This is a genomic window from Nocardiopsis sp. M1B1, from assembly GCF_052466615.1.
On sequence record NZ_CP196194.1, the window covers coordinates 121409 to 133698 of the forward strand.

The window sequence follows — 12290 nt, forward strand, 5'->3', positions numbered from 1 at the left end:
TGCAATTTTTGACTTCTCCGGTTTGGGGTGTTCTGGATTGGGAAAATTGTTGATGCATGCAAGACTTGGCTTATATTAATCAATATGTGTCTGCCTTGTAGGGGTCATTCGTATGCCGTCGTGGCTGCGAACGCGGGGCCCGTTGGTCTCAAGGGCGTCCAAGAGGCGAATCGCGTAGGCCTCGGACATTCGCTCTGGTGCCTGGTCGGGGGGCATCCATTCAACTGCCACGGACTCGGAGGTTATGAGCTCTTCGCCGCCAGACGGCTTGCAGCGGAAGACTAGGGCGACGACTCCACGGATCATGTTCTTGTAGACGCCCGTGAGCTGTTCCACCTCGACGTGGATACCGGTCTCCTCCAAGACCTCGCGGACAACACCTTCCTGCGGGGTCTCGTCCAACTCCAGCACTCCGCCCGGTGGCTCCCAGTTGCCGTTGTCCCTGCGCTTGATCACCAGCATCCGCCCGTCCTCGCGGATGACTGCTCCCGCCACGGACACGGAGTGCAACGGGGTTGATGAGCGTCCGTCGCTATCACGGTTCATGCGTTGCAGACCTGAGTTCCAGTTCTATTGCTCTAGAGAGAGTTCTCCGCCTGGTCTAGAGCAAGCCGCCATGGGAAGGCATCGTACGCGCTCGTTCCGCTTCCGGCTTCGTGAGGGACGAACGCCTCTGGTCCGATCAACACGGACACCTCTTCGGCTTGGAGCTTCCTGACGCTCTCCCGGAACGGCGCTCTGCTGGCGTAGGCCGAGTTCACGAACGGGAGGATGACGGTCGGCACTCCGAGGCCGATGGCCTCGTTCACCACATCCAAGGCGTAATTGTCGGCGATCCCGTTGGCCAGCTTGTTGATCGTGTTGAACGTGGCCGGAGCGATGATGATGGCGTCCGCCTTGGGGGAACGCGAGTCTCCCGGAGTGCGGTGCTGGCTCCGCACCGGCCTGCCGGTCTGCTTCTCCAGCGCCTCGACGTCGATGAAACTCACCGCTGATGGTGTGGCCATGACCTGAACGGTCCAACCCTGCTCTTGGGCCAGATCGACCAGCTTGCCGACATCCGAAGCCGGACCTGCCGCGCACACCACCACGTAGAGAGTCTTCCGCTCGCTCACTGAGTCAGGCACCGACCCTTTCCGCTAGTTCGCTGACGTTGTCGTACAGGTGACCATTCGCCCGGGTACGGATGTCATTGATCAACTGGTGCACCACCGGACGGGCGGTCAACTCCTCGCTCGCCATCTCCTCGGCGTTGCGCAACGCGTGGTAGGCGTGCTCGGTCTTGCCCCACTGCTGGTACGCACGGGCCGCGTCGATGAACAGCGTCACCCGGCGTTCCATCACGTCGATGTTGTCCAACCGCACCTGGCGCGCGTAGTCGATCGCGCTGCCCGCGTCGCCCAACTCGACGGCCGCACTCACCCGGTGCAGCAGGACGTTGGTCGGCCCGAAGGCGGTCCACTGGTAGTTGAAATCCCCGCCGAGCCGTTCACCCGCGTCGCTGGCCTCGTCGAGCAGGCTGAGCGCCTGGCCCCGGTTTTCGCGCTTGGCCGCAGAGACCGCGCCGCTCAGCAGAAGCGATCCGTACACCGAAAGGGATTCCGGTGTGGCCTCGTCCGTGGCGCTGTCCACCCGTTCGGCGGTGCTCGTCGCCAGCCCTGTCGCCGCCTTGTAGTGGCGCTCACGCATCAGTGCCCGGGTGAACGCCCTGGCGCTCGCACCCACGACCGCGGGGCTCTCGCTCGCCTCGGCCGCGCGCATGCTTCGGTCGGCCGCGAGGTAGGACAAGCCGCGTTCCTCGCACTTGAGCAGGAGGCTCGCCACCACGTGGTACGCCTCCGCCCGAAGCGCGTGCACCCGGGAGAGGTCGTCGTCTTCGACACCGGACACCGCGTCATCCAGGCCGCGCAGCAGCTCGGGTAGCCGCTTGGCCACCGCCGTGTAATGGCACGCCTGGTATCCGGCCTTGGCCGCGTGCGTCCGCTTGGCGAGCTCGCCGAGACTCGTCGCCGCTTGCACAGCCGACCGACGACCTCCCGCGTACCTGGTGAGTGCTGCGGCGATCTCGTCCATGTCCAGCACTGAACCTGTGGTGGCCTGGAACAGGGCGGTTCCGGCCAGTCCGACGAATGCGCGACGTCGCACCTTCTCATCCTCCCCCGGGCCCGGGCTCCTGGGTGCGGGTCGCCTCGGTGGTGCCGAGGACTCCGCGCTGTCGGATCCAGTGAACGTGCCGGGGTTCTTCGGTGCAAGGCCGAACAGCATCCGCGCGCGGTCGGGCATTCCGAAGCCGTCGGCGATCCGCTCGTACACCTCGAAGGCCGTGACGGTCTTGCGGCCGTTCAGCACCTCGCTCACCCGTCCCTGTGAGAGGCCGGTCGCCGCCGACATCACCGCCGTGGCCGATGACTATGGGGTGGGCTTGTCGTCGGATCGCGAGGTGAGTTGATGTCCGAGGTAGACGCGCCTGTCCCGCCGGTACTCCCGGACCGCTTTGACGAAGATGTACGTCCAAGGGAGCAGCAGCATCGCCAGCAGGAGGGGTGTATCCCCTTCGATCAGCAGACGTGTAAGCACCAAGTTGGTTGCGGCTGCGAGCGGCAGGCCGATCACAACAAGCGGCCATATTGACGGGGACTGGCGATGCATGCGGTGGGGGCTCCCGCTCCGTTGTTGTGGGGTGGGCTGATGCCGACGCCTACCGGTAAGACAACCCGGACCGAGCGCCTCGCGCAACCGCTCGCGCCTGAGGTGGCCGACGCGATGGACGCCGCCCGTCTGCGGGTCCTCGCCGCCTGACCGGTGAACGGCGAAGGCCGGTGGCTCCCCGGGCCGTGTGCGACGAATGTCTACGGGCCCGGACCACCGGCCTTCGCCGTGTTCCGTGGAAGCCCCCCACCTGGGGAAACTCCCTGATTCTGCGGAGGGTGTGGGATTTGAACCCACGAAGTCCCGTCAAGGACTTGGTGCTTTTCAAGAGCACTGCACTCGGCCGCTATGCGAACCCTCCCCGCGGAGAGCGGATCTCCGCCACGTCATGGTAGCCCACACCCCTCCGCCCGCGCGGCCCGCCCGGGAACACGTTTGCGTCCACCGACATCCAGGGGGTGGCGCCCATAGGTTACCCGGCAGTAACATGAGCGCCATGGCACACATGAACCCCGAGACGGCGGAGGCGGTCAAGGCCGGCTTCCTGGCCGCGGTCCCCTTCGTCCGGACCCTCGGCCTGACCTTCACCGAGCTGGACCACGGGCGCGCCGTCATGCGCCTGCCCGACAACGCCGACCACCACAACCACGTCGGCGGCCCCCACGCGGGAGCCATGTTCACCCTGGCCGAGTCCGCCTCCGGCGCCATCATCATCGGCACCTTCGGCGACCAGCTCGACCGCGCCGTACCCCTGCCGACCACCTCCACGATCGACTTCCTGAAGATCGCGACGGGCGACCTGACCGCCGAGGCCGTCCTGGGCCGCCCGCGCGAGGAGATCATCGCCGAGCTGGACGAGGGCAGGCGCCCCGAGTTCCCCGTCAACGTCGAGCTGCGCACTGAGGACGGCACCGTCACCGGTCGCATGAGCATCACCTGGACCCTGCGCCCGAACCGCAAGTAGAGCCGCTGGAGCCACAACCGTCACGTTCCCGGCCGGGCCCGCTCGCGCTCAGCGCCCGGCCGGAACCCGCGCCGGTGTCGGCCCCGTCCGATTCCCGGCCCCCGCCCTCCGCGGGCCGTGCCCGGTCAGCGCCTCGCAGCGCCTTCTCCCAGGTCGGAACCCACGCACGGTTCCTTCCGAGGAGCGACGAATGTCGTCACCACTGGGTACGTTGTCGGCAACGACAGCGCTACGAGGAGGCCTCACCGTGAAACTTCGAGTGGACCGCGACGCGTTCGCCGAGGCGGTCGCCTGGACGGCCCGGGCCCTCCCCACACGGCCCGCCGTCCCGGTGCTCTCGGGTATCCGCATGGAGCTCTCCCCGGACGGCGCCTCCCTGCACCTGTCGGGGTTCGACTACGAGGTCTCCACCCGCGCCTCGGTGGAGGTCCTCTCCGAGGAGTCCGGCGCCGCCCTCGTCCCCGGCCGTCTCCTGGCCGAGATCGTGCGCAACCTGCCCTCCGGTTCGGTGCACATCGACAGCGACGGCCCCAAGCTGCGCATCGTCGGCGGCGCCGCGCGCTTCACCCTCATCACCATGCCGCTGGAGGACTACCCCACCCTGCCCGGCATGCCCGGACGCATCGGCTCCGTCGCCGCGGACGCCTTCGCGGCGGCCGTGCGCCAGGTGGCCCCGGCGGCCAGCCGCGACGACACCCTGCCCATGCTCACCGGCGCCTACCTCGACTTCAGCGGCGACACCCTGAGCCTGGTCGCCACCGACCGCTACCGCATCGCCGTGCGCGAACTGTGGTGGAGCCCCGAGGACCAGGGCCTGGACGCGGCCGCCCTGGTGCCCGCGCGCACGCTGAGCGACACCGTGCGCGGTCTGCTCACCAAGTCCAACGTGGACATCGCCCTGTCCACGGCCGGCGGCGGCGAGGGCGTCGGCCTCTCCCCGGGCGAGGGCATGATCGGCTTCGAGAACGGCGAGCGCCGCACCACCACCCGGCTGATCGACAGCGAGTTCGTCAAGTACGCCGCCTGGTTCCCCAAGGAGTTCTCCGCGCGCGCCGAGGTGGCCGTGACGCCCCTGGCGGAGGCGGTCAAGCGCGTGGCGCTGGTCGCCGACCGCAACACCCCGCTGCGGCTGGCCTTCTCCGAGGGCGAGGTCGTGCTGGAGGCGGGGTCGGGAGAGGACGCCCAGGCCGTGGAGGCGATCGAGGTCGGCTACGAGGGCGAGCCCCTGCGGCTGGCCTTCCGTCCGGACTACCTCATGGACGGGTTGGCGGGCGTGGAGACCGACACCGCCCACCTCAACTTCACCGAGCCGACCAAACCCGCCGTGTTCACCGACGTGCCGGTCAAGGAGGGGGAGAGCCCCTCCTTCCGCTACCTGGTTCAGCCTTTGCGGGTGTCCTGATAAGAGGTTATGGACCCATTCTCAACCGGGCCGCCACCTTATCCACAGAGTTATCCACAGGAGGCCGTTCTTCCTGTGGATAACCCCGGGTAATCATCCCCGGGAACACCCGAACCGCCCCGATTGAACTCTCGCATTTCCGCTCTGACATGCGAGAACAACAATCGGGGCGGTTCTGTGCACAGCCTGTGGACAACTTCGCCGGGAGAGGCCTACTCGCTCTCGTTCAGCGCGGACGAACCACCGCTTCCCACCGGCGTGTCCAGCCCCAGTTCGGCCTGGCGCCCCCGCCGGTAGCCCGCCCGGTACCCCGCGGCGCTGTGCGTGCGCTCGGGCCGGTGCTTGCGCAACTGCGGGAACTGCTTCTGGAACTCCTCGCTCACCCGGTGCACGTCGTTGAGCAGCACCAGCTCCGCGCCGCGGGAGGCGTCCACACTCTCCCCCGACCCGCCCGATCCGCCCGGCGAGGCCATCTCCTGCAACCGCGCGCGGAACTCGCGGATGCGCTCGGCCACCGCCTGCCCGTAGGCGCGCACGAACGACCGGTAGTAGCGCTTGCGCTCGGTCTCCAGCTCCGAGCGCGTGTAGTTGCGCAGCTCCCGGATGTCGGCCACGTGCGACGAACTCATGAACTTCGCGGAGGCCTCCATCTGCATGGAGATCGACGGCAGCAGCATCCGCAGCGCGTCCAGCGCGCTCACCGTGCCCACGAGGATCATGACGCGCTCGGTGTTCTCGGAGTTGTTGCCCCGTACCGCGGACTGGCACCCGTAGGCGGCGGAGATGTCGGCCAGCGCGCGCACCCGTGCCTTGCCGTGGCCCCCCACCCCCGAGACGGTGTAGTCCATGCGGCTGATCGCGTCCGGCGCCTCGCCCCTCTCGGCGCGGGCCTCGGCCTCCGCGATCGCGTGGCGGGTCATCAGCTCGGCGGCCTTGGCGGTGAACGCCTGGCTCTCGGCATCAGTAACCGCGGGGTCCTCCGCCATGCGGAGGAGCCCGCGGACCCGCTCGACCATCTTCTGACGAGCAGATTCAGTCATCGGCGCCCGGTTGTCTCCCCTAGGTGAGTATCTGCCTTCCACCATCGGCGGAAGATACCGAGCCTAGGCGTTCTTGTTGCCGACCACCATCGCGATGAGACCAACGGTGATCCAGATCGCCGCCGCGACGAACAGTCCGCCGAACAGTCCGCCGATGATCGAGCCGGTGAAGATGCTGACCAGGGCGTACCCCGCGCCGCCGATCCCGGCGGGCACGGCCGCGTACCGGAACGGGTAGGTGGCGGCGTAGCGCTTGCCCCGGCGGTCGGCCTTGCTGCTCATCACGCCGCCCACGCCGCCGATCAGCGAGAAGAAGATCACCGCCGCGGTCAGACCGGAGGCGATCGCGCCCAGGCCCGAGCCCAGGTTGAGGAGGAAGAAGAGGGCACCGCCGGCGGCGCCCCCCAGCACCGAGGTGGTCCAGGGCCAGATCATCGTCGCCGAGGCGACGGGAGTGAATGCGTTACCGCGCTCCAGCGTCATGTCCACTGCTCCAGTCGAATAGCGTGACGACCGCTCTGCGCCGGGCCGTCCCCTTCAGCATGCGGGGCCGGAGCCCGGAGCACATCAGGGATCCGCCCCTGACATTCCCCCGAGACCGCCCTCCGGCACTCCGCCCGGACCCCGGTCCGGCCCGGGGGAGCGGGTGCGCGGAAGGCCCCTGCTCAGGGTCCAACGCTCAACCGGTCGCGGAAGTGCCCGGGCCGCGGCCGTTCTCCGAGAAGGCCGAGACCAGGTTCGCGTGCAGGTGCGGCCACGCGGCGCGGAACGGCGGCAGCAGCGGGAGCGAGTCGGCGGAGTCCACCGGCACCCAGCGCACCTCCTTGCTCTCGGAGTTGCCCGGCCGGAACGGCGCCAGCCCCGGCAGGCTCGCCATGAACGTGTCGTAGCGCCACACGGTCAGGTCCTCCTCGTGGACGCCGAGGAGGTCGTACCCGTCCAGGTCGCCCTCGACCTCCTCCTCGAACTCGCGCACGGCGGCCTCCAGGGGTGTCTCGTCCCGGTTGCGGGCGCCCCCGGGGATGCCCCAGGTGCCTCCCATGTGGGTCCAGCCCGCCCGGTGCTGGAGCAGCACGTGGCCCGCTCCGGCGGTGTCGGTGGCGTACAGCAGCAGCCCGGCCGCGCCGTAGATCCCCCACCTGCGGGTTCCGTCCGGCAGGCTCACCCAGCCGTTTCCGTCGCCCTCCAGCATCACGTCCTCCAACTTCGCGCCCTCCGGGACCGCCGGTGCCGTCCGATCGGCACGCTCCCTAGCAACCTATGGCCCGACACCGGGCTCGCGCAGCCCTCCTCCCGCTGTACGTGCCCGGTGCCACAGGGAGTTCCCGGCCGAGGGCGCGCGCACTCGGGACCTCGTGACCGTTCGGGCGTGTCGTGCTCTTCCGAAGGGGCGCCGGTCCGGGGGAGCGTTCGGTACACGAACGGGGAGGAAGAACGCAAGAGGCATGAAAGGCTTCGCAAGGGAACACCCGTCGCGTCCGGGGCGCGGGCTTTCCGGTGGACGGGAACGAGCGCGCCCTCCTGTGTCCGGGGATTCTCCGGATTTCGGCGATGAGGGGAACGTTCGGTTTTTCCCCGCCGTTCTCCGGAAGGTCGGAGAGGCAGCGGGAGCGGCCCGACGGAGGGTGTCCTCCCTGGTCGAAGCGCACTCGCGGGCGGCGTGCGCGTGGCACGCGGCAGCCGTCGCACACCAGGTGAACGGACTCTGACCGTCCGCAACCGGCCAATCGCTGGCCCCGGCGGACCCCGGTGGTCGATGATGGCGCGGTCCCCGAACCGCCGTCGCCGCACCGGTTTCAGCGCTGAAAGAAGACTGAAAGCGCAGTGGAAGAGGATCTCTCTAGTGTGGAACACGTTCGACGCGTTCGTACCCGCGAGAGGACGGCTCGCGGGTCCGACACAGTGCGACGTTCGTTGGACACATGCCACCCGTGGTGTGCTTTGAGGCGGAACCCGCCACGGGTGGCCAGTCCGCCGGAAGGCGGGGTCCCTTGATGCTTCGTAGACGTAGGGCTACCTTGCGGCTCTACGCGAGTGCCGTGAGAAGAGGAGTCCGAGTGCCGAAGATGCTGACCGTGGACGAGGAGTTCGAGGCGATCGTCGCCGGTGACCTCCGCGAGGTGCGCGCGGACAAGATGCGTCCCCTCCGTGAGCCGGACCCGTCGAAGCCCTCTCCCGAGGAGGAGACTCCCGTGGAGACCGTGCCCCTCGAGGAGAAGCCCGCCCAGGAGAAGTAGCCTCTTTTCCGGGTAGCCCAACGGTCACTCCGAGTACCTAGGTGGAGGGGGGTACTCGGAGCCGTTGGCGTGCCCGTATTCCTTATTTCATGCTTATAGCCCTTGCTAGGGTTGCTGATTGTGGAATTCGGCGTGCTTGGCCCCATCACCGTCTGGTCAGACGGTCGACCCGTCCCGGTCGGCGGTCCGCGCCAGCGCTGTGTGCTGGGAGCGCTGCTGGTCCACCTGGGCCGCGAGGTCACCGTCGACCAGCTCATCGGCTACCTCTGGAGCGACGACCCGCCCCGCACCGCACGGTCGGTGATCCAGGTCCAGATCTCCCATCTGCGCAGGGCCTTTCCGGACAGCATCTCCACGACCTCCGGCGGCTACGTCCTCGACGTGGATCCGGACTCGGTCGACCTGCACCGCTTCCGGAGCCTCCGGGACCGGGCCGCCTCGGCCGAGCCCAAGGCGGCCGTCGAGATGCTGGAACAGGCGTTGGAGTGCTGGCGGGGACTGCCCTTCTCCGGTGTCGGTTCGGAGTACCTTGACCACTCCGTCGTCGCACCCCTGCGGGAGGAGCGCTGGTCCTGCGTCGTCGCCTGGGCCACCTGTGCCCTGGAGCTGGGCAGGTATCCGGACGTGGTCTCCCGGCTGACGCCCCTGGTCAGCGAGGAACCCTTCAGGGAGCGTCCGCACCACCTGCTCATCACGGCCCTGTGGCGCGACAACGAGCGGGCCAGGGCGCTCTCCGTCTACGAGGAGTTCCGGGCCAGGCTCGCCGACGAACTGGGTGTCGACCCCGGGCCGGAGCTGACCGCCCTGCACACCCGGATCCTCCAGGAGGACTTCCAGGAAGCGGCCCAGGACCCGACGGCCGGAGAACCCGGAACGCGTTTCGTGGTGCGCAACGACCTCCCCCGGGACCTGCCCGACTTCACGGGGCGCCGCGACTCCCTGCGCCAGTTGGACGAGGTGGCGCGCACCGGGGAGGCCCGCGCGCAGGTCTGCGTCATCACTGGCAGCGGCGGTGAGGGGAAGACGACCACCGCGGTCCGCTTCGGTTACGAGGCGGCCAAGCGCTACCCCGACGGACAGCTGTTCATCGACCTGTACGGCTACACGACGGACAGGGAACCGCTCGACGTCGCCTCCGCGCTCGGCGCCCTGCTCCGCGCGGTCGGTATCGACCCCGAGGCGGTGCCCGAGTCCCTCGACGAGCGGTCGGCGCTGTGGAGGGCCACCCTCATGGGGCGCAGGGTCCTGGTCATCCTCGACAACGCGCTCAGCTACGCCCAGGTCAGCCCGCTCCTCTCCTCCTCCCCGGGGTCGATGACCCTCATCACGACCCGCAACGAGCTCTCCGGGCTCAGCGGCGCCCGCTTCCTGTCGTTGGGGGTGTTCGACGAGCAGTCCTCCCTGGAACTGCTCGGGCGCGTCCTGGGGGACGAACGCGTACGGCGCGAACCGGACCACGCCCGGGAGATCATCCGGATCTGCGGCGGCCTCCCCCTCGCCCTGCGCGTGGTGGCCGGACGGATGCTCAGCCGCCCCAGGTGGTCGTTCGCGCACGTCGCCCGCCGCCTCGGTGAGCAGAACCGGAAGTTCCGTGAACTCCAGGTCGAGGGGCAGAGCGTCGAGGCCGCCATCGACCTCTCCTTCCAGAGCCTCAACCGGGACCAGAGCCGGACCTTCCTCCTGCTGGGCCTGATGATCGGCAGCACGATCGACCTCGGCGGTGCGGCCGCCCTCCTGGACATGACCGTGGAGGACGCGGACGACATCCTCCAGGAGCTGGTGGGGGTGTGCCTGCTGGAGGAACCCCAGGGAGACGTGTACCGCCTGCACGACCTGATCGGCGCCTTCTCCCGGGACCGAGCGGCCATGCTCCTGACGGCCGAGGAGATCGACGCGGCGAGGCTTCGCCTGGCGGAGCAGTACATGGCCACGGCCCAGCACGCCGCCGACCTCCTGGGTCCTCGCGCACATGACGACACGGTCGAGGTGAACCAGGGTTACAGGACGGAGCTCTCCGGGCGGGAGGACGCCGGGAACTGGTTCACCCTGCACCAGGAGAACCTGGCGGACACGATCGAGTACTTCGCCTCGCACGACAACGGCGAGTACGCCTGGCGGATGGCCGACGCGGTGTGGCGCTTCTACGCCCTGCACGGCCAGATGGGCCTGCTGATCAGCTCCCACCAGAGGGCGCTCCAGATCAGTGACAAACAGGGGAACCGGCGCGGACGCGCGGTGACCCTCATCGGCCTGGGCATTGCCCACTGCCTCTCGGGACGCTTCGACGAGTCACTGGACCTCCTCACCGAGGCCCGGGACCTGCTGACCGCGATCGGCGACAGCAGGGGGATCATCCGGGCACTGTCCAATCTGGGGATGGTCTACGAGCGTGTCGGCCGCCTGGCCGACGCCGCGGAGGCCATCCAAGGCGTGCTGGACCACGCGATCGAGTTGAGGGACGTCCAGGTGGAGGCGTTGCAGTGGGGCAACCTCGCCGTCCTGAAACAGACGCTCGGGGCCTACGGGGAGGCGCTCCACTGCGCCGGGCGGTCCTTGGAGAAGTCGGTGGGGGAGGACCGGGACGAGACCAGGGCGTACGCCAAGCGCGTCATGGGGGAGGCCCGCATCGGACTCGGAGAGCTGGACGCGGCCTTCGACGACCTGAACGAGGCTCTGGAGCTGTCACACGAGCTGCGCCTGGTGGGCAACCAGGTCTACGTCCACAACTCCCTGGGGCTGGCCCACCGGGCCGCGGAGCAGTGGGAGCGGGCGGTGGAGTCCCACGCCACGGCACTGGACCTGGCCGAGCAGCACGGGCGCCGCAGCGGTGACGCCGAGATCCGAGTCGACCTGGGGATGACCTACGCGGCCGCCGGACGCCACGGCGAGGCCCTGGACGAGCTGGAGAGGGCCCACGCCATCGCGGTCGAGCGCAGCGAGCGCTACATGGTCGCCCGCGCCGCGCTCGCCCTCGGACGCCTGCCCGCACCGGTCATGGCCGCGGACCGGGCGAGGGGGTTCCTCAACGAGGCCGAGGAGATCTTCACCGAGCTGGGGCTGGCCGAGGCGGAACAGGCCAGGAAGTCCCTGAAGGAGCACCCGCCCGCGTCCCTCGGCTGACGGTCGCGGTCAGCCCCGGCCGACGGCTCCCCCGGCCCCGCGGCGGGGATCGGCCCCCGGACCCGAACGGCGCCGCGGCGGTCCCAGCCAGCGCGGACCCAGGGTTCCGCGCCGCATGGTCCACAGGCACAGCGTGGCGGGCAGGACGCGCACCGGCCGGGGGACGTACGGGTACACCGCGCGGGTCGTCCGCAGGATCCGGTCGAAGCGGCGTTGGCGCGCCCGCGACCACGGGATCGCGAACCGCTCGCGCAGCTCGGGCGGGAGCAGCCCGCCGGTGAGCAGGAGTTGGACCCGCATCAGCGGGCGCAGGGGCGCGCTCGCCGGGTGGAACAGCTGACCGGTGATGGCGCGGGCCTCCTCGCCCACCTCCAGCCGGGCCAGGGCGCCGTCCCAGTAGGCGGCGAACTCCTCGGGGGAGGCCGGCCACCTCTCCTCGGGCAGACCCAGGGCGGTGGCGAACGCCGACGCCTCACGCAGGTGCAGGGCGCGCTCCTCCTCGCCGAGTTCACCGAACACCATCGCGTGCAGCCGCGAGGCGGTCTGGAACAGGGTGGCGGCCACCCACAGCAGGAGGTCGTCGTCCAGGGCCCGGTACCCGGGGCCGTTCACCTTGCGGTGCAGTGCCCGCACGATGGCGTGCAGGCGCTTCCTCTCCTCCTCGGTGCCGTAGACCGTGCCGTACACGAAGTAGAGGGTGCCGAGCAGCCGGTTGAACGGCCGGGAGGAGAAGTCGCTGTGGTCGTGCACCCCGCGGGCGACGCTGGGGTGGGCGATCTGGAGCAGGACGGCGTACCCCGCGCCGCCGAGGACGCAGGCCTCCGCGCTGATCCGTCGCAGAGGTGATCGGTCGGACGGTCTCCCCATGCCTGGGATCG

Annotated in this window: 11 protein-coding genes and 1 tRNA gene; 4 read left to right on the forward strand and 8 right to left on the reverse strand. The window is 69.3% G+C overall.

Features of this window, described 5'->3' with window-relative positions; genetic code table 11:
* Nucleotides 1-75: 75 nt before the first annotated feature.
* From ACSTA4_RS00515 to ACSTA4_RS00530, 4 genes are all read right to left on the reverse strand, one after another.
* Nucleotides 76-462: an NUDIX hydrolase gene (locus ACSTA4_RS00515; protein ID WP_444962051.1), complete on the reverse strand. Its 387-nt coding sequence runs from the start codon at nt 460-462 to the stop codon at nt 76-78.
* Nucleotides 463-578: 116 nt separating this feature from the next.
* On the reverse strand, nt 579-1127 hold the full coding sequence (locus ACSTA4_RS00520) for a flavoprotein (protein WP_444962052.1): 549 nt from the start codon (nt 1125-1127) through the stop codon (nt 579-581).
* Nucleotides 1120-2358 carry an XRE family transcriptional regulator gene (locus tag ACSTA4_RS00525; RefSeq protein WP_444962053.1) on the reverse strand — a complete coding sequence of 413 codons (1239 nt, stop codon included), beginning with the start codon at nt 2356-2358 and terminating at the stop codon, nt 1120-1122. The genes ACSTA4_RS00520 and ACSTA4_RS00525 overlap by 8 nt, the downstream gene beginning before the upstream one ends.
* A 563-nt stretch (nt 2359-2921) precedes the next feature.
* Nucleotides 2922-3010 (reverse strand) — tRNA-Ser (locus ACSTA4_RS00530).
* Nucleotides 3011-3154: 144 nt separating this feature from the next.
* On the opposite strand from ACSTA4_RS00530, the gene ACSTA4_RS00535 reads away from it, so the two are divergent.
* Both ACSTA4_RS00535 and dnaN read left to right on the forward strand, forming a co-directional pair.
* Complete coding sequence (locus ACSTA4_RS00535; protein ID WP_444964063.1) at nt 3155-3613, forward strand: hotdog fold domain-containing protein; 459 nt, start codon at nt 3155-3157, stop codon at nt 3611-3613.
* A 259-nt stretch (nt 3614-3872) separates the two neighbouring features.
* A complete protein-coding gene (gene dnaN / locus ACSTA4_RS00540) occupies nt 3873-5015 on the forward strand; it encodes a DNA polymerase III subunit beta (RefSeq protein WP_444964064.1) in 1143 nt (380 codons plus the stop codon).
* Nucleotides 5016-5227: 212 nt separating this feature from the next.
* Here dnaN and ACSTA4_RS00545 read toward each other — a convergent pair whose 3' ends face one another.
* The 3 genes from ACSTA4_RS00545 to ACSTA4_RS00555 all read right to left on the reverse strand — a co-directional run bounded on the left by ACSTA4_RS00545 (nt 5228) and on the right by ACSTA4_RS00555 (nt 7247).
* Complete coding sequence (locus ACSTA4_RS00545; RefSeq protein WP_013156283.1) at nt 5228-6031, reverse strand: DUF2786 domain-containing protein; 804 nt, start codon at nt 6029-6031, stop codon at nt 5228-5230.
* Nucleotides 6032-6118: 87 nt separating this feature from the next.
* Nucleotides 6119-6538: a hypothetical protein gene (locus ACSTA4_RS00550; protein ID WP_248772971.1), complete on the reverse strand. Its 420-nt coding sequence runs from the start codon at nt 6536-6538 to the stop codon at nt 6119-6121.
* A gap of 196 nt (nt 6539-6734) precedes the next feature.
* Nucleotides 6735-7247 carry an NUDIX hydrolase gene (locus ACSTA4_RS00555; RefSeq protein ID WP_444964065.1) on the reverse strand — a complete coding sequence of 171 codons (513 nt, stop codon included), beginning with the start codon at nt 7245-7247 and terminating at the stop codon, nt 6735-6737.
* A gap of 865 nt (nt 7248-8112) precedes the next feature.
* On the opposite strand from ACSTA4_RS00555, the gene ACSTA4_RS00560 reads away from it, so the two are divergent.
* Both ACSTA4_RS00560 and ACSTA4_RS00565 read left to right on the forward strand, forming a co-directional pair.
* A complete protein-coding gene (locus ACSTA4_RS00560; protein WP_248772973.1) occupies nt 8113-8292 on the forward strand; it encodes a hypothetical protein in 180 nt (59 codons plus the stop codon).
* 132 nt (nt 8293-8424) lie between these two features.
* Nucleotides 8425-11412 (forward strand): AfsR/SARP family transcriptional regulator, encoded by a 2988-nt coding sequence (locus ACSTA4_RS00565; protein WP_444962054.1) that lies wholly within the window; start codon nt 8425-8427, stop codon nt 11410-11412.
* A 9-nt stretch (nt 11413-11421) separates the two neighbouring features.
* On the opposite strand, the gene ACSTA4_RS00570 is transcribed toward ACSTA4_RS00565, so the two are convergent.
* Nucleotides 11422-12279, reverse strand: coding sequence for an oxygenase MpaB family protein (locus tag ACSTA4_RS00570; RefSeq protein WP_444962055.1), 858 nt, complete (start codon nt 12277-12279; stop codon nt 11422-11424).
* Between the last annotated feature and the right edge of the window lie 11 nt (nt 12280-12290).